At 42.0% G+C, this 24,121-nt stretch carries 17 protein-coding genes and 2 pseudogenes; 6 read left to right on the forward strand and 13 right to left on the reverse strand.

Features of this window, described 5'->3' with window-relative positions; genetic code table 11:
* Window positions 1–617 (reverse strand): annotated as a pseudogene (locus tag QVD32_RS04735) (DUF3868 domain-containing protein); the annotation flags it as partial.
* 4 nt (window positions 618–621) lie between these two features.
* A complete protein-coding gene (locus tag QVD32_RS04740) occupies window positions 622–1,476 on the reverse strand; it encodes a DUF3575 domain-containing protein (protein ID WP_229033591.1) in 855 nt (284 codons plus the stop codon).
* Window positions 1,477–2,047: 571 nt separating this feature from the next.
* On the opposite strand from QVD32_RS04740, the gene QVD32_RS04745 reads away from it, so the two are divergent.
* The 4 genes from QVD32_RS04745 to QVD32_RS04760 all read left to right on the forward strand — a co-directional run bounded on the left by QVD32_RS04745 (window position 2,048) and on the right by QVD32_RS04760 (window position 5,823).
* Window positions 2,048–2,539, forward strand: a complete 492-nt coding sequence (locus QVD32_RS04745) for a redoxin domain-containing protein (RefSeq protein WP_046414391.1) — start codon at window positions 2,048–2,050, stop codon at window positions 2,537–2,539.
* Window positions 2,540–2,809: 270 nt separating this feature from the next.
* Window positions 2,810–3,355, forward strand: a complete 546-nt coding sequence (locus QVD32_RS04750; RefSeq protein WP_021892116.1) for a DUF4924 family protein — start codon at window positions 2,810–2,812, stop codon at window positions 3,353–3,355.
* A 13-nt stretch (window positions 3,356–3,368) separates the two neighbouring features.
* The gene (gene rfbD, locus QVD32_RS04755; RefSeq protein WP_118687449.1) at window positions 3,369–4,238 is read left to right on the forward strand and encodes a dTDP-4-dehydrorhamnose reductase; all 870 of its coding nucleotides are present in this window, start codon (window positions 3,369–3,371) and stop codon (window positions 4,236–4,238) included.
* Window positions 4,239–4,242: 4 nt separating this feature from the next.
* Complete coding sequence (locus QVD32_RS04760) at window positions 4,243–5,823, forward strand: peptide chain release factor 3 (RefSeq protein ID WP_118687448.1); 1,581 nt, start codon at window positions 4,243–4,245, stop codon at window positions 5,821–5,823.
* A 212-nt stretch (window positions 5,824–6,035) separates the two neighbouring features.
* Here QVD32_RS04760 and QVD32_RS04765 read toward each other — a convergent pair whose 3' ends face one another.
* The 4 genes from QVD32_RS04765 to QVD32_RS04780 all read right to left on the reverse strand — a co-directional run bounded on the left by QVD32_RS04765 (window position 6,036) and on the right by QVD32_RS04780 (window position 12,214).
* Window positions 6,036–6,476 (reverse strand): hypothetical protein, encoded by a 441-nt coding sequence (locus QVD32_RS04765; protein ID WP_118687447.1) that lies wholly within the window; start codon window positions 6,474–6,476, stop codon window positions 6,036–6,038.
* 613 nt (window positions 6,477–7,089) lie between these two features.
* Entirely contained in the window at window positions 7,090–8,841 is a 1,752-nt protein-coding gene (locus QVD32_RS04770; RefSeq protein ID WP_118687446.1) for a phospho-sugar mutase, read from the reverse strand.
* Between the two features lie 150 nt (window positions 8,842–8,991).
* On the reverse strand, window positions 8,992–10,635 hold the full coding sequence (locus QVD32_RS04775) for a dipeptidase (RefSeq protein ID WP_118687445.1): 1,644 nt from the start codon (window positions 10,633–10,635) through the stop codon (window positions 8,992–8,994).
* Window positions 10,636–10,651: 16 nt separating this feature from the next.
* Entirely contained in the window at window positions 10,652–12,214 is a 1,563-nt protein-coding gene (locus tag QVD32_RS04780) for a M23 family metallopeptidase (RefSeq protein ID WP_195241978.1), read from the reverse strand.
* A gap of 352 nt (window positions 12,215–12,566) precedes the next feature.
* On the opposite strand from QVD32_RS04780, the gene QVD32_RS04785 reads away from it, so the two are divergent.
* The gene (locus tag QVD32_RS04785; RefSeq protein WP_118687443.1) at window positions 12,567–13,976 is read left to right on the forward strand and encodes a prolyl oligopeptidase family serine peptidase; all 1,410 of its coding nucleotides are present in this window, start codon (window positions 12,567–12,569) and stop codon (window positions 13,974–13,976) included.
* 102 nt (window positions 13,977–14,078) lie between these two features.
* Here QVD32_RS04785 and QVD32_RS04790 read toward each other — a convergent pair whose 3' ends face one another.
* The 3 genes and pseudogenes from QVD32_RS04790 to QVD32_RS04800 all read right to left on the reverse strand — a co-directional run bounded on the left by QVD32_RS04790 (window position 14,079) and on the right by QVD32_RS04800 (window position 19,505).
* A complete protein-coding gene (locus tag QVD32_RS04790) occupies window positions 14,079–15,371 on the reverse strand; it encodes a TolC family protein (RefSeq protein WP_118687442.1) in 1,293 nt (430 codons plus the stop codon).
* 14 nt (window positions 15,372–15,385) lie between these two features.
* A pseudogene (locus tag QVD32_RS04795) lies at window positions 15,386–18,474 on the reverse strand (efflux RND transporter permease subunit).
* Window positions 18,471–19,505 carry an efflux RND transporter periplasmic adaptor subunit gene (locus tag QVD32_RS04800; RefSeq protein WP_021892106.1) on the reverse strand — a complete coding sequence of 345 codons (1,035 nt, stop codon included), beginning with the start codon at window positions 19,503–19,505 and terminating at the stop codon, window positions 18,471–18,473. Before QVD32_RS04800 ends, QVD32_RS04795 begins: the two are co-directional and overlap by 4 nt.
* Before the next feature lie 156 nt (window positions 19,506–19,661).
* On the opposite strand from QVD32_RS04800, the gene QVD32_RS04805 reads away from it, so the two are divergent.
* Entirely contained in the window at window positions 19,662–20,558 is an 897-nt protein-coding gene (locus QVD32_RS04805; RefSeq protein WP_008860896.1) for a helix-turn-helix domain-containing protein, read from the forward strand.
* Between the two features lie 47 nt (window positions 20,559–20,605).
* Here QVD32_RS04805 and QVD32_RS04810 read toward each other — a convergent pair whose 3' ends face one another.
* The 4 genes from QVD32_RS04810 to QVD32_RS04825 all read right to left on the reverse strand — a co-directional run bounded on the left by QVD32_RS04810 (window position 20,606) and on the right by QVD32_RS04825 (window position 24,113).
* On the reverse strand, window positions 20,606–21,331 hold the full coding sequence (locus QVD32_RS04810) for a DUF5131 family protein (protein ID WP_021892105.1): 726 nt from the start codon (window positions 21,329–21,331) through the stop codon (window positions 20,606–20,608).
* 248 nt (window positions 21,332–21,579) lie between these two features.
* Window positions 21,580–22,737, reverse strand: a complete 1,158-nt coding sequence (locus QVD32_RS04815) for a sodium ion-translocating decarboxylase subunit beta (protein ID WP_021892103.1) — start codon at window positions 22,735–22,737, stop codon at window positions 21,580–21,582.
* A gap of 4 nt (window positions 22,738–22,741) precedes the next feature.
* Window positions 22,742–23,173 carry an acetyl-CoA carboxylase biotin carboxyl carrier protein gene (locus tag QVD32_RS04820; protein ID WP_021892102.1) on the reverse strand — a complete coding sequence of 144 codons (432 nt, stop codon included), beginning with the start codon at window positions 23,171–23,173 and terminating at the stop codon, window positions 22,742–22,744.
* A gap of 25 nt (window positions 23,174–23,198) precedes the next feature.
* Window positions 23,199–24,113 carry an OadG family transporter subunit gene (locus tag QVD32_RS04825; protein WP_118687440.1) on the reverse strand — a complete coding sequence of 305 codons (915 nt, stop codon included), beginning with the start codon at window positions 24,111–24,113 and terminating at the stop codon, window positions 23,199–23,201.
* Between the last annotated feature and the right edge of the window lie 8 nt (window positions 24,114–24,121).

Consider the following 24,121-nt stretch of genomic DNA (forward strand, 5'->3'; position numbering starts at 1 on the left):
GTTTTATAATGATTATAAAAGTCTTTTTTCAATCTCTCGTCTGCTTCCATAAAAATTGTACGTAGACCCAATTTTTTGATAAAGCCCAAAGGTTGATTCTTTTTTATGATAGACTCCGACTCTTCGGGGTCCGGGTTCTGCAAAATCCTACCGCAAACAGGAACAGTTATCAGTTTAGCTTGTTTCGTACACGACTTGACTAAACCTTGAAAAGATAACAAACCGCCTTTCATCCATTTTTCATATTTCATCTTTTCCCTATACACGAATTCTTGTTTATGTTTGACGATTTTCATGCCGTTTCTGTAATCGGAACTCCACAAAAAAGACATTTTCCCCTTCTTACCAACTATGACAAACGGAAGGAATTGGGACTGATTAATACCATCGGATATCATTGGAATCACTACTATTCGTTCTTTTCCCTTCAAAACAAACCGTTCAGGAACACAGTTAAAACTAAGTTCTATACTATCTCCTACAACCTGTATTCGTATTTCGGTGATAGATAGTTTCCCTCGATGAGTTGTTTCACTAGCCATCGAATCAAAACAAACAAGTACCAGCAGCGAAAAAAAGAACAGTATAGTCAAAGTATGAATTATATATTTCATCATTCGTTTATTTATTAATATTATAGATTAATGAAAGGCCAACCTTTGTCGGTCCTAAATAGGTTTTAGTAAAATGTTCCGACCTCGTACAACACCAATTTTTGTTATTCGATTTATCAAAATCAAGATGTACTATACCTAAACCCAAATAGGCTTCGATCGCCCATCTTCTCGAAAGCATCCAACTATACCCATACGTAAATCCTGCACCTGCTCCCCAACCTTCATACCTATATCCTTTATCGAAAATATGGAAAAACTTATGTCCGCCAATATTATATTGAGTTGCAATAGCATGAATCCCAATAAAATGTCCACCTGCCGGTTCACAAAACCAATATCTCAATTCAGGCTGAATCAGCCAATGCACAATCTTATCGTTATCACCTTTCTTTCCTTTCCTATTCCACGGATTATAGCCGCCGATTACATTCACACTCATTTGTGTTCCCCAATCGACCTCCAATCCAAGATTCGGAGTTGATGTCGCAGCGTATAAAAGATTTGTTTTGAGACTCCAACGTAAACTTTTATGCGTCCTATTTTTCCAAGAAGACTCTACATCGATATTAATTATTACACTATCCACCAACATATCATCATTACCGGCAATCATATCAATAGCTCGTTCTCCCGATTGTTTTAATAAAAAAGTATCTTTCGATACCGATGTATTTTTATATTCAACCAGTTTAGAAGAAAGTGCTGATGTTATCTTCTCTTTATATCCTATATCTGCCAAAACCGAGAGCTCCTCTTGCGCCACTCCCGAGAAACAAGTAAACATCACACCTAAAAAAGCGACTAAAATTTTATACATCAATCGTTTTAGCTTCTCTGTAATTGTATATTGCATTATCATTGCAGAATTTTAATCATCAATTAATCATTGTCCATGTCTCACCAAAAACATTAAAAATTTTGAAAAACAAACATGGACAGATTCATCTAAATATTATTAGCCATTAATCCCAAAAGAGTCTCATATAGAAATTAATATCTTCGTATTCACACCTATTCAACCCTACTATAATTGTTTTATAATCCCTTATAGCCTATTCTAATGGCTCTAATTATCTAACATTCATAAACATTAATTTGTTCTCGAAAAAACATTTTTACCGCAAACCGCTACCCAGAACTTATCCTTTTAGCTCAATTATAAATAGCGACTCATCACCAAGTTCGACATCTACTCCAAAAAGTTTTATTTTATACTAAAAATCAATCATTTACGAATCCAAAAAGTTAAAAAGTGAACAAATAATTTGGTTAATTCCCGAAAAACCTCCAACTTTGTCCCGATTTTATGGGTTCCCGGTAGTGAAGGAAGCGTCCTAAGCAAGAGGAACTAACCGCTGAAAATCAGTGGGGTCTGCCGTTTCGGTGCGATACCCTGACGTCAGATTTAGTATGAACCATAATACTTCATTATGAAGAAAACAAAGTCAGTTATTGGTATGCTGGCGTTGGTTTTATTGTTTTCATCGGCTTTCAATCCAGTAGAAACTGGATTAAAAGAAGGGAAACAGGCCCCAATGTTGAAATTAAAAAATTCAGAGGGAGCAGTTACTCTCAGGGAATTAAAAGGCCGATATGTTTTGCTGAATTTCTGGGCCGGATATGATGCTCCGTCTCGTATGGAAAATATACGGTTTGCCCGAGAAATAGACAAAAGTGAAATCGAAAACATCAGTCTCGTATCGGTATCGTTCGATACCAGTCGAAAAGTCTTCGAAGAGACGATCAAACGAGACGGACTAAACACCGCTACCCAATTCTATGACAAAGACGGTTCTCAATCGGATATATTCGACAACTACCGTCTGAACAAAGGATTCGCCAGTTATCTGATTTCGCCCGAGGGTGTCATCATCGCCAAAGACCCGAATCCAGAACAATTGACAAAACTTATTCGTCAATAATCAAAACCTCCGTTATGCTTCATTTACATAACGGAGGTTTTCTCTTTCTCCCCTAAACACTTCTCGAATTTCGGAACAACGCATTCCGACTCTACAAATTATTTCTTCCCATTCAATCACCTTAACAGGAGACTTTGAACTTTTATATTTTTCATTACATAACATTGCGACAGCAAACGATTTACATTATCTTTGCAAACAATTTCGGGAAAGGAATCCCTATAACCCAAAGGTCGCAACACAGACTGTTTACTTAAAATTTCGTTACAAATGATCATAGCCAGTCAGAAAAAAAAGGAAAATATTGCCGAATACTTGCTGTATATGTGGCAAATCGAGGATATTATCCGAGCTTACGGGCTGGATATAGACCAAATACAAAAGCATATCATCGATTCTTATGACTTACCCGAGGAACAAAAAAAGAGCATGCGGGATTGGTACGAATCACTCATCGATATGATGCACTCGGAGGGTGTAGAAAAGAAAGGCCATCTACAACTGAACAAAAACGTACTTATCGACTTGACAGATTTGCACCTGCGTTTGCTGAAATCTACCCGAGAACCGTTTTACGGAGCAGCATTTTTCAAGACTCTGCCCTATATAGTGGAGCTGAGAGCCAAATCGGGAGAGGGAAAGACCGGTGAATTGGAAACTTGTTTCAATGCGTTGTACGGAGTATTGTTACTGCGATTGCAGAAAAAAGAAATCCAATCCGACACACTGAAAGCAATTCAACAGATATCGACTTTCCTTTCGATTCTCGCCGAGAAATACAAACAGGAAAAAGCCGGAGAATTGGAACTGGAATAAAACATAAAATGCGATGACTAAGAAAATTCTTATTACGGGCGCTAACGGACAGTTGGGACATGAAATGCGGAACGCATTGAAAGGTAACAACCGTTTCGAATGTATCTTTACCGATGTCGCCGAATTGGACATCTGCAATGCCGAAGCCGTAAAACAAATCATAGCCGACAACCATATCGACTATATCGTCAACTGTGCCGCCTATACCCAGGTAGACAAAGCGGAAGACAATGCCGAACTTTGCAAAAAAATCAATACCGATGCCGTCGAAAACCTTGCTCGCGCGGCTGCCACTTACGGAGCCCGCATGATTCATATCTCCACCGACTATGTTTTCAACGGAAGAGGTTACCGTCCTTATACCGAAGATGTGGTCCCTGACCCGCAATCGGTTTACGGTTCGACCAAACTGGAAGGCGAAAAAATATTGACCGACATCTGTCCCGAAAGCATTATCATTCGCACAGCATGGTTATACTCTCCTTACGGCAACAATTTTGTCAAAACCATGCTGCATTTAGGAGAAGAACGGGAGGAGTTATCGGTAGTCGCCGACCAGATAGGCACGCCCACTTGTGCCGCCGACCTCGCACAGGCAATCCTTGTCATACTGCAAGCGGATACATTCGTGCCGGGAACATACCATTTCTCCGACGAAGGGGCATGCAGTTGGTATGACTTCACAGTAACTATTCACAGGCTGGCCGGGATCACGACCTGTCGGGTGACACCGATACGAAGCGACGAATATCCCAGTAAGGCACACAGACCTTTTTACAGTGTCCTCGATAAAAGTAAAATTAAAAAAACATACGGGCTGACTATTCCTCACTGGTACGAAAGCCTGTCGAATTGCATAAAATTATTACAAGAAACCCATTAATAACGTGAGTACACTTACAGAAGAAATCAGTAAACGTAGAACATTCGCTATTATCAGCCACCCGGATGCAGGAAAAACGACACTAACCGAGAAACTGCTTCTTTTCGGAGGAGCTATTCATATTGCCGGTGCTGTAAAATCGAATAAAATCAAAAAGACCGCCACTTCGGACTGGATGGAGATAGAGAAACAACGCGGTATCTCGGTCGCCACGTCGGTCATGGGATTCAATTACGGCGATTACAAGATAAATATTCTCGACACCCCGGGTCACCAAGACTTCGCCGAAGATACATACCGCACACTGACAGCAGTAGATAGCGTAATTATCGTAGTCGACGTTGCAAAAGGTGTTGAAACACAAACTCGCAAACTCATGGAGGTGTGCCGTATGCGCAACACACCGGTAATTGTGTTTGTCAACAAACTCGATCGTGAGGGTCGCGACCCGTTCGACATTCTGGACGAATTGGAAGCAGAGTTGAAAATAAACGTACGGCCCCTCAGTTGGCCTATCAACATCGGACAAAAGTTCAAAGGAGTTTACAATATCTACGAACAGAACCTAAACCTATTTACACCGAATAAACAAGTCGTCACCGAACGCATCGAATTAACCGATGTGAACAGTCCCGAATTGGAGACCTACATAGGAGAACAAGATGCCGAAAAGTTACGTGCCGACCTCGAATTGGTCGAAGGCGTCTATCCCGAATTTAACACGGAGGATTATTTAGCAGCCAAAATGGCTCCCGTATTTTTCGGCTCGGCGCTAAATATGTTCGGAGTAAAAGAATTGCTCGATTGCTTTGTGAAAATAGCACCTGCGCCCAAACCCATTCAAGCGGTAGAAAGAATCGTCCGACCCGAAGAGGAAAACTTCACAGGGTTCGTATTCAAGATACACGCCAACATGGATCCCAATCATCGCAGTTGTATTGCCTTCGTAAAAGTATGTTCGGGAAAATTCGAACGAAATGCCAATTACAAGCATGTGCGCAGTAACAAGATGATGCGCTTTTCGAGTCCCACGGCATTCATGGCACAGAAGAAATCGGTGGTCGACGAAGCTTATCCCGGCGACATCGTCGGGTTGCCCGATACAGGCAACTTCAAAATAGGCGATACGCTCACCTGTGGCGAAGAATTGCACTTCAAGGGGCTACCGAGTTTCTCGCCCGAAATGTTTAAATACATCGAAAACGATGATCCGATGAAGTCGAAACAATTGAACAAGGGTATAGATCAACTAATGGACGAAGGTGTAGCCCAATTATTCGTCAGTCAATTCAACGGCCGTAAAATCATCGGGACAGTAGGACAACTACAATTCGAAGTTATCCAATACCGATTGCTACACGAATATGGAGCGCAGTGCCGTTGGGAGCCCATTAGCCTTTACAAGGCTTGTTGGATAGAAAGCGACGACCCACAGGCTCTCGAAGCATTCAAAAAACGGAAACACCAGTTCATGAGTGTAGACCGCGATGGTCGCGATGTCTTCATGGCCGATTCGAACTATGTTCTACAAATGGCTCAAACAGATTTTCCCAAGATAAAATTCCATTTCACAAGTGAATTCTAACCGAGCCTCTTCCTCTATATGGCTAACGCCCCACAAAGGAAGGGTTTAAAAGTAATCTACTTCTCCCCTATGGCACGTCGTGCCATAGGGGAGAAGCTGAAAAACAATAGTCCCGAAGAGAGGGGTTGATAATGCCCTCTTTCGTAAGACATGAAATATTGAGACCCTACCCTCGGTCGCCAACCAAAAAGAACAATTGCAACCTTATACCATCAGGGAATTTCAATACCCCATATTTGATTAGGTTCTATTCTCTTGAAATAGACAACCTTCTTTTTATTCATAGACGACAAGACCAACCGACCGTCCATATTCGTCCCTCGATAATAATTTAATGTAAATTCGGCAGGAGTATATACTCTCGAATCTTTATCGGGAACATATTCAAAACGTTGCTCCGACTCCAACCACATAGAATCTGTGACCAAATGTGTATCCCAAATCAATATCTTATTGACCGTTTTTGAATGAGGAGGAACTGTATCAAGCCTCCCGGAGCCACACAAAGTCCTATAATCGACAACCGCATAAGCATCCGTTTTATTCATCGTCACAATATCGACAGAATAAATACCCGATTTGTCATATTCTTCCTCACAACCGAACAAGAAAAGAACAAAAGCAATAGCCGAATAAATAAAAGGCTTTTTCATTTCAACGTTGTTTTTCGATAGGTTAATCATATAAAATACAATCGATTTTTGCCTCCCTATTCCCCTCCGGCAGACGTTTAAAACTAAAAAAGCGTAGGGAACTTACCTGTTTACCTTACAAGAGGTACGACCAAGTAACCACGCAGAAATAAACAGCTCCCCCACGCCGACCGATATATACCTGCACTCCCGTGCGCATATATGGCAAGCATGAGCGTTTGCACTGTTTATCCTTCTGCTAAAAATTGGTCGTTTTCTTGTAAAGGATAAAACAAAACGCTTCAAAAAAATATGTCTGTCGAACAGACCAAACAGCCGAACGACTTGGCGAAGATAGTGTAAAGGGAAATTAAAAACAAGTTTTATATTGTGTTTTTATCTCCTAATTACATAAAGCCTATATGTATACGATACAGAGAAAATCCCACGGAACTAACCATACTTGAATGCTGACTATTGAACTCGATTACAAGAACAGTAAGAAAAAGTTAATAAAGTCATTTAATAAAAAAATCCCCGGAAAGAAATTCTTTCCGGGGATATATACTTGGAGAGTGTTTCAAAATTTAATTTCTCTCTACTGCCAAGAAGGCTCTATTTCAATCAAAAACGATTAAATACCCAACTCTTTTTTAATCGCTTCGATTTTGGCATCGGCCGCTGCATTGGCTGCATCATAATCGGCATAGTTATCCATCTTGATACCACGCACTTCGATATAAAATTTGATTTTAGGTTCTGTACCAGAAGGACGAATAGAGACTTTGGAACCATCTGCCGAAAAATATTGCAAGACATTGGAAGTTACAGGCATATCGAGTTTCGATTTCGTACCATTCACCACATCGGTAGCTTCAAGCGATGCATAATCTTTTATAAGAATCACAGGAGAACCACCGAGTTCTTTCATAGGATTCTCACGGAAATTCTTCATCATGGCGACTATCTCCTCGGCTCCCGATTTTCCTTTACGAACGACCGAGATACCCTTTTCTTTGGAATATCCATATTTAATATAGATATCCTGCAACATTTGGTACATAGTCATACCTTTGTCTTTCGCCCAAGCGGCGATTTCAGCCATTAAAGAAATAGACGATACAGAGTCTTTGTCGCGAACGAAATCTTCGGGCAAAAATCCGTAGCTTTCTTCTCCGCCACCTATATAGCGGGCTTTGCCTTCGTTCTCACGAATAACAGAAGCAATCCATTTGAAGCCTGTATAGCAATCGTACATTTTGAATCCGTTCCGCTCGGCGATCGTCTTGATAGTCTCGGTCGTCACAATAGTCTTAACGATATATTCGTTACCTTTCAGCAGCCCTAATTCTTTATTACGGGTCATCAGGTAATTGAGGAATATCATCACAATCTGATTGCCATTCACCAAAACGAATTCTCCTTTATCGTTACGCACAGCGATACCGATACGATCGGCATCGGGATCAGAAGCCATGACCAACTCGGCATCGGTTTCAATGGCTTTCTTAATAGCCATATCGAGAGCCGCAGGTTCTTCGGGATTGGGAGAAACGACAGTCGGAAAATCTCCACTCACAACATCTTGTTCGGGAACGTGAATGATGTTGGTGAATCCGAAGTTTTTCAACGAAGCAGGAATCAACTTCACACCCGTACCATGTATAGGCGTGTATACGATTTTCATATCGTGATGATGAGCAATGGCCTCGGGACTAAGCGATAGAGTCTTAATACGGTCGAGATACCGACGATCTATTTCCTCTCCGATAATCTCGATCAGCTCTGCATTTCCCCGGAACTTCACATCTTTCACCGAAGTGATTTTATTTACTTCGTCTATGGTATTCTTATCGTGAGGTGCTATCATCTGTGCCCCGTCGTTCCAATAAGCCTTATATCCATTGTATTCTTTGGGATTATGCGATGCTGTAAGTATCACTCCACTCTGACACCCCAACTCTCGAATGGCAAAAGAAACTTCGGGAGTAGGACGCAAAGCATCGAACAAATATACTTTAATACCATTCGCCGAAAAAACATCGGCAGCGACCTCGGCAAATTTGCGGCTGTTGTTCCGGCAATCGTGACCGATAGCAACCTTTATCTGGGGCAGGTCGGCAAAGGCCTTTTTCAAATAATTGGACAATCCCTGAGTAGCAGCTCCCACCGTATAGATATTCATACGATTCGTTCCGGCTCCCATAATTCCACGCAGACCACCCGTACCAAATTCGAGATCCTTATAAAACGCCTCTATCAAATCGGTCTTATCTTCGTTATCGAGCATGGCACGCACAGCGGCCTTTGTTTCTTCGTCATAGCCATCGCCCAACCATATTTGAGCTTTGGCGGTCACCTGTTTCAATAAATCTTCATTTCCCATATCGTAAAGAATTCAATAGTTAATTATCTTCTGTCACAAATTTAGTTATTTCAACGAGACCACCACACTATTTAAGCAAAAGTTTCTCATTAATTTAACATTCAGTAATCCAAGAGCTACCTCACTCTCCCAAACAATTCCCGACAAGGCTCAATACTTCGGAGGCGTTTCGAGAAAGCGATCGCCCGTCTGCCGCACGATTTCTTCATAGTACTCTTGGGAATATCCGGGGAAAAGTGGAGAATCTGGCAATCCATAACCATTATCCTTGAATTTTCCATTTTCTTCTTGCTTTACATTTCCATCGAGGAATTTCACCATAAGATACTCACCTAGCTTCTTCCAACGAGCGGTCGAGGCTTCGGCGGCATCGCAACTATATTGCGTGAGGTAGGCAATAGCCTCTTGGGGAGAGGTCGCATACAACTCGACAGCCGCCTTATCGACCGCCGGCTGACGGAGATTCAACGAGGTTTCGACAGCCGACTGGACTTTGCGAATATCTCCTATCATAGGCTCATAACGAGCATAAGCCATATTCGCCACCCAATTATGAATCCAAAAAGCCGAGGTCCATGAGAAATCATACATCGATCCATTCTCCGGACTAAAACATTCGGGAACCTGTGTAATACCACAATACATCGGGATATAAACACATGTATTGGCATCATCGACTCCGAACCAAAGTACACCACCGACAGGATCGGGCAACCAATTCCGCATTTGTCCGACTAACGTAAATCCGGTCTGCTGCGTGGCAATGGCTCGTTCCATGCAGTAGGATTTGCCATCTACCTCGAATGACATGGGGCGGAAACGATAAGGGACTTTGAATGGCCCAGCCCCTACATCTTGCGTCATATCGAAAGGCGTATCTTCGAAATGGTCACGCATAGCCTCTTTCATATCTTGTACAGATAACTTTCGCGAGGGTTTAACATAAAGCGGAAACGGTTCAGCCGATTCTCCATTGACATAGGGCAAATAATTGTCCATCGTACTATCATACTTACGGAAGAAAGACCACACCCGAGCATCGCAAGCTCTCAAAGCTCCGAAATCGGCGGGTGAATAGGCTCGCGCAAAACTGAAATCTTTATTCAGCCCATCAAAATACCCCATCTCCCGAGCAAAAGAAATCACATCGGGAGAGTACAGGCAATTCTCTTTATCGTCCATAGGAATCTTGTGAATACGAGGATAATTGGCATGACCGGCGATACAATCGTCAGGAATACGAACCGCCACCCAAACGGCTCCCCGGCGTCCGGGGCCCTTGCCGATCAAGTCCAAAATCCATGCTTCATTGGGATCGGCAATCGTAAACGATTCTCCACTACTATAATATCCATATTTTTTTACAAGTCCGGTCATTACCTTTATAGCTTCGCGTGCGGTTTTCGCCCGTTCAAGTGCAAGTTGCATCAACGAGCCATAATCGATAATGCCTGTCGTATCGACCAATTCGGGACGACCACCCCATGTCGATTCCACAACAGTAAGCTGATGTTCGTTCATATTGCCCATCACGGCGTAGGTATGTTCTACCTGTTCTATTTCTCCCAATGGTTTATTCGTATCCCACTCTACAATCGAACGCATAGAGCCTTTTGGCCAATCGGCAGCAGGAGAAGAAGTCAAAGCTCCGTACAAAGTATGAGAGTCTGCCGAATAAGTAACCAATACACTACCATCGACAGTAGCCTGCTTCCCGGCAATCAATCCCGTACAAGCCCACACGTGGACAAAAAATCCTACCGTAAAAAAAACTAAAATCGCAATTTTCTTCATATCAAATAATTTTTATTTACCACACAAAAGAGTTCGTATAAGACTGCTCGTTGCCACACATATCGTAAACCACAACGTGCAACGTATGCTCGCTACCTTTTTTTACCCTGTTACTTTCGAGACGATATGAAATTCTACCTGTCTTCCCGTCTAATTCGAACAAAACAAATTTCCCGTCGATCTCTCCCCGATAACTTTTCAAACCACTTTGGTCATCGCTTATTTTCAAAATAACTTTTTCCCGAGTCGACCATTTGTCTGGTGCGATCGGAAGTATCGTCGGAGGCAATGTATCTACCGAAACGGCATAAGACCCGAACTCCGTAATTTTAGCCTTATACCAACCATTTGCATACTCCCCGCAAACCGGATAGGATCTATCATCGTCCAAACGAACCAAATAATATTGCCTTTTATCTGACAATTTATCCTCGGTCAACCGTACAGAAATTTCGGCAGCTTTATGCAAAGGGGGTACAGAAGATGCAATAATGTGAATATCGGAACAATATTTTCTCGAAGGAATCTTTCTTCTCGTAAAATCGAGATTTTCATACAAAGCTCCGGCCGGCACAAAAATGCCAAAATCGTCTTTTTTATAGAGATTATCTACTGCATAAGAGAAATATATCCCCTCTTTTTTAGGGAGTGGAGGTTCCTGCAATTTTCCAATCAATGAAAATTCGACAGAGGAACTATTCCCGTCATAATCGGTCAAAACATACCGACAACGATAGGCTCGCTCCTCATCGACATGAAGAATGCCTCTATTTTCTACTTGTTTATAAATAGACTTCAACCGATTACCCGGTGCAATATAAGTGCGCATAATCACTCCTTCTTCGGCAAAGCTATTAATATAACGAGTCTCGTCAAACGAATAACGATAGATATAGGTCGAAAAAAACAGGCTGTCATCGATATACAAATCGACTTGATGGACTCCATATTTATTCGTCGTACCCGTCATTCGATCATACGCCTCGATACCAAACGATACATCGCCCCATACCGGAACCGACTCCCCTATCGAGTAAGAACCGGCCGAAGCGCGCACCGCTTTTCTTTCCATGCGACGAGTCGTATTTCCCATCACCCCTTCATGCGTATAAAAAACGAGGTTACGAACTTCGGGAGCTACATCGTCTGTGATTAAAGGAGACAACCATTCCTGAGGATCCATCGGGTCTTGCGTATCGGTATCCCGTATATCCAAATGCAAATGAGGACCACCAGACGATCCCGAATTTCCGCTATATCCGATTATATCGCCTTGTGCGACAGGGATTTCACCTTCGGCAAATTCACAATCGATAGAAAAATCCTCTTGCTCATACTGCTGACGGCGAACAATTTCATCGATAAAAGGCGCAAACCGGTCCAAATGTCCGTAAACCGTAGTCAAACCCGACGAGTGATTGATATACACAGCTCTGCCAAATCCCCACGGAGAAACAACGACCCGAGAAACATAACCGTCGTCCATAGCATATACTGGCAATCCGATACGTCCTTGTGTCTTCAAATCAATCCCCGAATGGAAATGATTCGGTCGTAATTCTCCGAAATTAGCACTCATCAATAACGGAATTTTCAAAGGCGATATCATCTCACCTCTACCCACCGTTAAAATTAAAAAAGAAAATATCCCTAAAAATATAGGACGTAAATACATAATATCCCTCATTCTTTTCTATAACATGCAAATAATATAAAAGATCAGGCTTGAAATTGCCGGAACGCAACTTATCTGTATCCCCATCTTCGCATAATGCAAAGATAACGCAAGCGGGGACAATATGAAAATTTAAACATGTTCTTATCCATACAATTTTCTATTTTTTACAGTTCGAAAAATTTGAATGTAACTATAAGGGTTATACATTCTTTTTGTGTCATAATAATAAACAAAATTCAAAAAGCTCAAAACCATGAAAAAAATCTCACTTTTATCTATTTTCATCTTTCTTGTTCTAAATTCTATATTTGCCGTTACTTATGATAATTTATATGTGGTAGGCAATGCTTGTTCGGCCGGTTGGAATCCAGACGGAGCACTCGTCATGGTTCAAGAAAGTGAAAATATTTTTACGTGGAGCGGCCCATTAAAAAAAGACAACGGGAATCAAGAACGATTTAAATTACTCACAGCACGGTCTTGGACAACCTCACTGACCTGTAACTTGGAAAAAGCAGGCCATCAAATAATTACTTCGGGCGGAGAGTATGATTTATACATAAAATTAGAAACCGACGGTAAACCGGATAACGCTTTCCAAGTAGCGGAAACCGGAATATATACGATAGAAGTGAATACATCGTCCATGAAGATGAAATGCACCAAAATCGCCGATTATGAAGATCCCAATCTTGTATTTACCAAAGAAACATTCCATTCAACCTCGGAAGGGTCGCTAAATTACAGGAAATTGGAACCACCAACCATAGAAAAGGGTAAACAGTATCCCTTAGTTATTTTCCTGCATGGTGCGGGAGAGAGAGGCTCAGACAATGAAAGTCAGCTGAGATACGGTTCTGAAATGTTCACAAATCCCCAAAACCGAAAAGATTATCCTGCATTCGTACTATTCCCACAATGTCCTCTGTCCAATTTTTGGCCATTCGAGTCACAACCGGCCTCCTATGATGCTACAACTTTCCCAATCGATTATCCAACCTCCACACCGATCAAACTGGTAAAAGAACTCATCGATTCTTACCTTCAAATGGAAGAAATCGATAAAGACCGTATATATATCCTCGGCATTTCGATGGGTGGCATGGGTACATTCGATATAGCCTGCCGGTATCCCGAGACTTTCGCCGCAGCTATACCCATTTGCGGCGGAGTGAATGTAGAAAGACTAGACAACAAGGTAAAAAACATATATTGGCGACTTTTCCACGGCGACGCAGACGGAGTCGTTCCCGTAAACAATTCCCGCCAAGCCTACCAGAAACTTACAAATATCAAAGCTGACGCAGAATATATAGAAGTTCCCGGTGCAAGCCATTTCGTATGGGACGAGGTTTTTAAAAGAGAAGACTTTTTATCTTGGATATTCGCACAAAAACGTCAATCGACAGGAGGAAGCGATATTGAAACGGGTAAAACCGATACATCTTTACGATGTTATTGTTATAACCAAATGTTGTATATCGACACGAACGATCAAACGCCACTAAAAGCCAATGTATATACGACATCAGGTGCGCTAGTTCATTCATCTTGCTACAACAGGTCTTCTATCGTTTCACCTCTCACCTCATTGAAACCGGGGATTTATATTATAGAGATTCTTCAAGGAGAGAAGCGATACCATTCGAAAATTTCGTTATAAACGTCCCTGCAAAAAAAACTTCTTCTTACATACAATAAACAAGTCCGACCGATATAGATTCATTATCGGCCGGACTGTTTTACACGAATCTAACGCAACTAATTATCGCCCGGTAGCCTGCAAATAGGCTGTAAGTTTCTGTTGGTAAGCCGTACATGCCTCGGCATACTGATCATGGCTTTGCTGCATAAGCGACTGAGCATCGAGCAAATCGGACAGAGAGACAGTCCCCGCCTTATAATAATCGTTATTGAGACGAAGATTTTCGGTAGAAGATTCTATGGATTTCTCGGAAAGAAGCACTTGCTGATAGGCTTCCTGTAAATCGTTCCATTTGACTTCTATCTCAACCAACATCATTTCCCGGGAATCCTGCCGGGTATTTTCGGCTTGCTGCTTTTTTATTTTTTCCCGTTTAATGGCGTGCGAACCTCCCCACCATGAAGAAATAGGAACCGACACACTGGCAAAAATCATTCCGAAATCGGTATCTTTTTCCATCAAATCATGATAAATATACCCGGCTCCTACCCCCACAGAAGGAAGATTTTCTCCTCGCTTCATGCGCAGTTGCAATTTAGCAGCCTCCACACTCTTATCGAGCAGTTTACTTTCGGCACGATTTTCAAGTCCCGTCTCGGGGGCAACATAATAGTCCAACGGAGATACAGCCGAAGGAAAATCATCGAAAGCAATATCGAATTCACTCTTATCGACACCTATAAGTTGGCACAATAGCATCTTTGTCACTGACAAACCATTCTCTACTTTTAATCGATTCGCCATAATGTCTTGCTGTTGCAACTCCACTCTTAACAAATCGTTTCGTGTAGTAAGCCCCGCATCAACCGCTGCTTTTACATCTTTATATATTCCATTGAGTTGAGTTTCCAACGTCTCCAACGTACGCAACTTCTCTTTTAGTGCGACAATCTGCCAATAATATTGATTAACAGAGGCTTCTACCTGATCTTCTGTAAGAGAAAGCTGATATTCACTCACTTGTTTTCCTATATTTGCCAACTTATTCCCATTGACAATGCGACCACCCATAAATACAGGTTGAACCAAAGTCACCCCTGCCGTCTTCCCTTTCTTCAACATCTCCATAGATAAAGGCGGTATTCCCGGAACCGGCAGTGCCATATCCATCTGAGCCATTCCTTCACTGGCCTTGAAAATCGCACCTACCGCCGACACATTCGGGAAATAATTGGTAAAAGCCTCTTTGGAAGTTTGTTTGGCAGCCTCGACTTCAAACCGGCTGTTTTTCATTTTTGCACTATTTTCCAATGCCAATGTTCTACATTCTTCGAGTGTATAAAGTTTCTGCGCATTTGAAGATACCACGCTTAACATCAAACATAACGCAGGATATATAATTCGATTTCTCATAATTGTTCTTTCTTTCAATGATTTATACTTTTGCGATCAGCTCTGCTGAATATTAACCAATAGGCTACGGGTAATATCGTTACAGTCAGTACCATAGAAACAATAGTCCCGAAAAACACCACCGAACCCATAGGGGACCACAGCGGACTACCGCCAAGAATCATAGGAATAACTCCCATCGATGCAGCAGCAGAAGTAAGAAAAATAGGGCGCATTCTACGCTTCGCTGAGTGCAAAGCGGCTTCCCTAACCGTCAAACCTTCTTTTTCCCTTAGCTCATCGGCATAGTCGAGCATAATAATGCCGTTACGTACAAGGATACCCATCAAGCTCACAATACCCAATACGGCTGTCACACTCACATCGAGTCCCATTACCCAAATGCCGAGAGCCGCACCCAATAGACACAATGAAATGGAGCCCAAAACAAGCAACGCCATATTGATTCGGCGGAAATGAAACAGCAAAATAAAGAATATAACAACAATGGAAATAAACAGACCTCTCAATATCATATCCAACATCTCATTGTCTGTCTCCTCACTACCACCGACTTCAAAATCAACCCCATCGGGCAAATCGATTTTTTCAATCGCCTTTACGATCTCCTTAGTCAACGCAGCCGCATTGGAACCCTCCTTTACATCGGATTGTATCGAAATAGACGGTATACCGTTACGATGCGCGATTTGGGCATCGTGCCAGTCAGGCTCAATGTCGGCAATCTGCCTTACCGGGACAGAAACCGTACCCCCCATGCCGATACATATTGATTGCCCACATCTTCATATGAAGGTTCTATATTGCCACCATCTTTCAGGACCACATCGATAGGATAATCGCCGTCCCATACGGTAGTTACCGGCAACCCATTCCCCAAATGCATGGACAAACCGGTCGATAACAATGCCTTGTTAATACCCAATCGGCTCATTTCGTCGTCTTTCAATCGCAACGATACTCCGGGAAGTTGCCCTTCCCAATTATCATGAACCAGCGAAAGTCCATCAAATTCGGACATTACCGACTTTACCTTATCGGCCGCCAATCGCAAACTATCCCGATTATTCCCTTTCACTCTCATTTCAATCGGATAGGCTGCTTCGGAATATTCGAGTTGTTTAAACCGGACTCTGACATTCGGGAAGTAATTGAGATATTTATCCTTGTATTCTGCAATCATCTCTTCCGTAGCTTTATTACCAATGGTATTGACAATAAATTGGGCATAATTAGAACCCGGCATTTGAGGAGCATAACTAGTATGGAAACGAGGAGAACCGCCACCTTTAAACGAAGCTACCGAAACAACTCGACTATCTTGCCGAAGTATGGACTCCAAACTATCCGCCACAGCGGCTGTCTGTTCGAGTGCCGTACCAAAAGGCATATATATTTCCACCGCAAATTGATTACGCTCGGCAAACGGCATTAACTTCATCGGTAATGATAAAAATATAACAACACCAGCAACAATAGAAAGAAGTCCCACCCCCATCGTCCGAATCGGATGAGCAAAGCACTTAACAATCAATTTGTCGTAAGAAGATTGAAGAATCGTCAAGAACGAACGACGTTGCTTTTTCTCCTCTTTGGGCTGTTTTCTAAACCCCGTATGAATAAAATGATATTGTATGTAAGGAACTAGCAAAACAGCTACCAGCAAGGATAAAAACAAAATAATAGTTATCGCCCACGGGAAGGATTGCAAAAAATCGTTGATCATTCCCTGCGAGGTTATCAAAAACGGGAAAAACGTGATACTAATCGCCAATGTAGCCGAGAGGATCGATTTAAAGAACTCTTTTGCACTTTCTATCGCAGCAGTCCAACGGTCTATTCCGCTATCCAATTTTTCCATATAACAATCGATAATCACTATGGAGTTATCGACAATCATACCCAATGTAGCAATCAACGCCGCCAAAGTCACCGTATTCAATTCCAATCCACAAGCATAAAATACCAACAGGGACAGAAAAATAGTAATAGGAATCGTCGATGCAGCCACCGAAGCGACCCTCAAAGGCATTAACAGCATAACTACAATAATAACCGCAATAATAGCGATCAACAACTCTCTGAGGAAAGTCGTCACTGAATCTCCCACCACCTGTGATTGGTCGGTAATACGAAATATAGAAACATCATCGGGTAATTCCTTCTCATATTCTTCCAATACCTTATTGACGTCCTCACCCATTTGAACGATGTTGTTCCCCTCGCGCATCTCCATAGAGAGGACCAAACATTTCGTTCCGTTGTTCGTAATGTAAGAATCCGGCTCGGAATATTCCCGCACGACACGCGCCACATCTTTTAGACGTATAACATGCCCCTGCGGATCGCTAAAAATTATTTGATCAGCCACATCATTCACACAATCATATGCCTCGGATATGTGAATGGGAGCCACAAACTTGCTATTATCAACCGCCCCGCTCATCGTCGTAAAACCTTGCGCTAACAACTTTGTTGCTAATGTCGTGTTACCGATAGCATATCGGGCAAGTTTCGCAGGGTCGAGATAAACACTTATCTGTTCTTTCTGCACACCGAATGTTCGTAAATTACTTACCGCATCGATACTCCTTAATCGGTCTTTAAGTTCGTCGAGATAATTTTCCAGTTCCCGATAGGTCTTATCTTTCGATTCGATCGTTATCAACATGGCTGACGTATCGCCGAAGTCATCGTTAGTAACCAATGCCAATACCCCGGTCGGCAACTCGGATTTAAAAACCGCAGCCCGATGTTTGAATTTAGCCCAAAATTCATCTTTATCGGTTATATCGTCGTTCAACTCGACAAAAACGATCGCCATGCCATCTCGACTGAGTGAATGGGTCTTAGACTTTTTTACTTCTTTAAACTCAAAAATAAAATCTTCAAGCGGTTTAGTCACCTGCTCTTCCACCTCATCGGAAGTGGCTCCCGGATAAACGGCTATCACTACTCCCTGACGCACCGTAAAAACAGGGAATTCCTGTTTGGGCATCTTTATCAAAGCATATATACCCAAGAAAAACATCAATGAAACAATCAGAATGACAATCTGACGATATTTCATCGCAGCTTCTATAATACCTCCTTTTGTTTTCATTGTTCCGATACTTTCATATTTTCACTCACTTTCGATGCACCCTCGACAATCACCTTATCACCGACTGCCAAACCAGAAGAAATAATGACACCATTCCCCGACAAAGCGCCAACCGATACAGTCTGTTTCACCGCTACCCCGTCGTTGCAAAGCCAAACGAAGTGATCGCCATTATAATCTACCTGTACAACAGAATTGGGAATCACTATCTGCGAATTGTTCCGACTTCCCATGTTAACCACGCACACCATACCCGGCAACAACTCTCCCTGCCGGTTTTCTATCCTTGCAAGCGCCTTATAAGTGTGTGCCAGAGGATCGGCCGCAATTCCTTTTTCCGTAATCTTTCCAGAGAAAGATTTACCACCCAAAGCAGCTACTGTAACTGTTACATCGGCTCCCATCTTCACATCGGCAACTTCATTCTCAGGAACAGAAATATTCACATTCACCCAATCGATCTTCATCAGTTTAAATGCCGGTACTCCCGGAAGCACAGTACTCCCCGTATCTATACTTTTCTGAGCTATTATCCCCGAATATGGAGCTCGCAACTCGACATCTTTCAAATTTTTCTTGGCTATTTGCTCCATACTACGAGCCTGTTGCAAAGAACTTTGAACCTCTACCCACTTAATTTCGGGTAAACTTCCGCTCTTATGCAGTTGCTCCATACGAGCATAAGCATCCTCGGCTTGTTTCAAAGTAGACAATGCCGCATCATAAGTGCTTTGTAACGTAGTCTCGTCCAATCGAGCCAACAGCTCGCCTCGCTCTACCCGTTGACCTTCTTTTACATATATACACTCTACATACCCCGGGACTTGAAAACTCAACGAGGAAGAAGATTCGCCCTCAATTTCTCCTATATAACTGCGAGTATAGACTCCTTCTCGAAGAGACACCGTCCATGTCTTCACCGGAATCTCCCTGACAGCTCGTTCTTCCTTACTCGAAGACGTACATCCTATACTCGTCATTGACCATACCGCCAAAAACAAATAAGCAAATGCTTTACCATTCCTTTTCATACTTTTCTCCATTAAATTTTGATACAAAGATGACGCAAAGCCCTCCATCGACAAAGTCCTCTTTTTCACAGTTGATGTTCTAAAAGTCGTATTTAAATAATATTCACAGCTAAAATTCTAAGTTATTTAGTTACATTTGGGCAAAATATCGTATTTATGGATAAAAAAGGCATCGAAAGTTTCACTCTTGCCCAACTTTCGAAATTGATAAAAAGAAATAATCCCACGGGATTAGATGATGACTTCATCATTATCGGAGAAAATTTACCGAACACCGAATTGTTCAAATATCCTTGTCGAGTTGATGCTCTGGTAGCTGTAATATGTTTAGAAGGAGAACTAATATGCAATATTAATTTAAAGGAATATCGCATCACTACCAACATGATGATTATAAACACTCCTGAAAATATTATACAGGTAAAAGATATAGGTAATCGTAAATTTTATGGAATAGCCGTTTCAAGTGCTTTCTTCGAACAATCTTTCCTCGACGCACGAGACATGATTCCTCTATACATGCAAATACAAAAAGAACCTTGCTTTCATTTATCTAACGAAGATACTGATATTTTTTGTCAGTTTATCTCTCTCATGCAGCTCATTTGCCACACACAAGATACACCCAAGAAGACTGCAACGCTCCTAAGACTCGGTTCTGCTCTTATGTATAAAATTCATGACACGATACTTGCCCATGATTCACCCTCCAAAAATGAAATTAAAATGAGTCGGCAGGAAATCTTTTTCGGAAAATTCATCGCCCTACTCACCCAATATCACACACAAGAACGAAGCGTTACTTTTTATGCAGAAAAATTGTGTATCACACCCAAATATTTTTCGACTCTGATAAAGAAACAAACAGGAAAATCAGCGGCTCAATGGATCGATGATTATGTAATACTCGAAGCCAAAAATCTTCTGAAATTTTCGGGTATGAGTATACAGGAAATCGCCTATCATTTGAATTTTTCGACTCAATCGTTTTTTGGGAAATATTTTAAGCACCAAACCGGACTCTCCCCTAGCGAATATAGATCAAGCGAATAAATTTTTTCATACACCCACCGAGAAATTACTTTGCTTTTTGGAAAGAATTACCTATCGATTTTATAATTTATCCCCGCACGTCGCGCCTGTGAATGCTGGAATTCCCGACGAATACGATATACCTTCCCTCCTTTACGCAATCGGGCTCCGGTTTGGTGAAAGCTAAACGGGATATCGGCTGCTATACATTGTCGGCGTATATCCAACACCCAATCATAATCGCAAACCCTCGAATCCATACCCGACTCTCCTCCGACCGATACTTCCTCTATATCGTCATCGAGATAGCCAGACAAATCCAACGCTCCTAACAAGGGAGCACAAAACAATAGTTTATGCCGTATAGGCAACGAACGAAAAAGAGGTAACCGATAATTCACCCTGTCTTGATTTTCTACGGTACAAGCAATAGCGACATGGTCATAACCATCGCCCCAATCACTGGGCAAAGATACTCTGAAACGGTCTATACGTTTCGTCGGAATTAGAAACGATAGATCACAGCGTTCCCTAATTATAGCCCATGCTTCGGCTCTCCATTCATCGGCTTCTTCAAGAAAAAAATCAGAAGTAAAACACGTATATACCATTTCACCCGAGGGTACACGAAAATCACCGTTACGTTTACGACGCAAAGGTAAATCGAAAGCTGCCGTACGTGTCACGACGCTACTATCCTTATCATATCGACTATCTTGCCTATATACATAACAATGCCTACACCCTTCACTTATTTTATGACAACCATGCCACAAATTCCACGAAACCGACATACTCACACTCCCTATTTTTTTGCAAAGGCAGTCTCTGTCATACAGAAAATTACCACAAATATACCAAGACACAGCCCTGCATTTTATGCAAAGATAGCGAAAGGTGAGCGCAGAGGCAAATAGAATTCCTGTTTCCAATTCGACCATGCCGAACCATATCCTATTTTGTAGTTACAAAGACACAAAAAACGAAGGAGGTATGTCATGATAACAGACATACCTCCTCCACTTTTTATTCAATCATGTAATTACGATAAGAATCCAAGTAGAACACCGGCAGCCACGGCCGAGCCTATAACACCGGCTACATTGGGTCCCATAGCGTGCATCAACAGATAGTTTGTCGAATCGTATTCAAGTCCAATATTGTTGGAAATACGCGCCGACATAGGTACAGCCGATACACCTGCATTACCAATAAGCGGATTAATCTTCTTGCTCTTGGGCAATACAAGATTAAATATCTTGACAAACAACACACCCGAAGCAGAAGCTATGATAAATGCCATGAAACCTAAGGCGAAAATACCGAGTGTACTGGGTGTTAAAAACTCGGATGCTTGCGTAGATGCTCCCACGGTCATACCCAACAGAATAGTCACAATGTCGCACAAAGGACCACTCGCCGTCTTAGCCAAACGAGAGGTAACACCGCTTTCACGGAGTAAATTACCGAAGAACAACATACCCAACAACGGTAGACCCGAAGGCACTAAGAAGCAGGTAAGTAGTAACCCGATAATGGGAAACATAATTTTCTCATTCTGAGAAACCGCACGCGCCGGTTTCATACGAATAACCCGTTCTTTCTTCGTCGTAAGTAACCTCATGATAGGAGGCTGTATAACCGGAACTAAGGCCATATAAGAATATGCCGAAACCGCAATGGCTCCCATAAGATTCGGCGCCAGTTTCGATGAAAGGAATATAGCCGTAGGACCATCGGCTCCACCGATAATGGCGATTGCACCAGCCTGATCGGGAGCAAAACCAATAGCCAAAGCAACCATATAAGCTCCGAAAATACCAAACTGAGCAGCCGCACCTACTAACATCAATTTGGGATTAGCGATAAGCGACGAGAAATCGGTCATTGCTCCAATACCTAAAAAGACCAACGGCGGATACCAACCGGCACTCACTCCCTGATAAAGGATATTAAGTACCGAGCCTTCTTCATAAATACCAACTTCGAGACCGGCATCGATTTTGAAAGGAATGTTCCCGATGAGAATACCGAAACCGATGGGCACAAGCAACATTGGTTCGAAATTTTTCTTTATTGCCAAATAGATAAAGAACAATCCGACCAATATCATGGCCAAATGAGGGAGTGTACAATTGGCAAAACCTGTATATTCCCAAAATTGAACCAAATTATCTCCTAAGAAATCTATAAATCCCATAGCCTTATTCTATTATAATAAGTTCGGTTCCTTCGAGTACCGAATCACCTTTATTTACTTTGATGGCTGTAACTTTACCACTCTTGATAGCATTGATATTATTTTCCATCTTCATAGCTTCAAGAATAAGCACAGTCTGTCCCACATTCACCGTATCGCCAATTTTTACTAAAATATCATTGACAACACCGGGCAGCGGCGATTTTACAGCATCTGCACCAGAACTTACAGACGTGGGTTTGGAAATAACAGGTTCTCCCGTAGCCGTACGAGGAGCCGAAGAGGGTTTAGGTGCACTCACTTTTACAGGTGCAGCTTCTTCCATCTCGACATTATAAACAGTACCGTTAACCTCGACATGGGCTATGTTTTTTTCTATCTCTCCAACGGAAACTTTGTAAAGATTTCCATTGATTTTATACTTATATTCTTTCATAAGATTTTAATCGTTATTTTGAGAATTACTTTTTATTGGGAACTTCCCTCAAAGAATAAATTTTAGAGTTCCACGGCGAATACGCTTTCTTCACTTTGTTTATGGTTAGTATAGTATCTTCCACATCGTGTACTTCGAGATGTTGATATAAAGCCATAGCAATAGCGGCATACACTTCGCCCGATTCACGACCAAGACCTTTTTCCTTAGCCTCTTCCTTATCGGATATTCCGTGAACTCGCATAGCATTACGCTTTTTAACAAACACCGTTATTTGACCAATCAAGCGGAACATCAGATACAACATCAGCAATCCGGAAAATACAACAGCCATCGCCATAATAGCCATGCCTACACCAAAAGGATCATATTCCGAAAACATTTCGATCTTTTCATTCGAGTCGAGCGTAACGTTATTCGTACTTGGAGTCACATACCCCGATGTCTCATCACCGCCTTTGATGATCCACTGCCCTACACCATCTTCGATACGAGCATAAGAGTGGTCGGCAGGAATACCGGCAGGAACTGTCACCGAGTCTATCAGATCTTTTCCATTAGCATCATAAAGCCCAATCCAATTATCCTTATTGGGATCCAATTTAAAATTCACATGAAAAGTCCCTCTATTGGGCATATCATCTGCCCAAAACAGCAAATGCTGACGAGGAGGCATTTCTGTAAGTACATCGCCTTTGGGAATAGGATACTTTTTGGGATTATTCCTATCGTTTGTCAAATAGCAACTGCGTATATCGACAGTACCGAAGGTCGTATTAAATATCTCTATCCAAGCCGATTGACAACCGTAATCGTCCTGATAATTCGTCTCATTCGTAACCAAGACTTCATTAATACGCAATCCTTTGCGGCCCTGTGCCCACACCGAAGACATCGTAAAAACGGCGAACAGGAATACCCCTAAGATTTTTTTATTCATCGCTTATA

It is taken from the genome of Barnesiella sp. (assembly GCF_022723415.1).
GTDB classification, from domain to species: Bacteria; Bacteroidota; Bacteroidia; order Bacteroidales; family Barnesiellaceae; genus Barnesiella; species Barnesiella intestinihominis.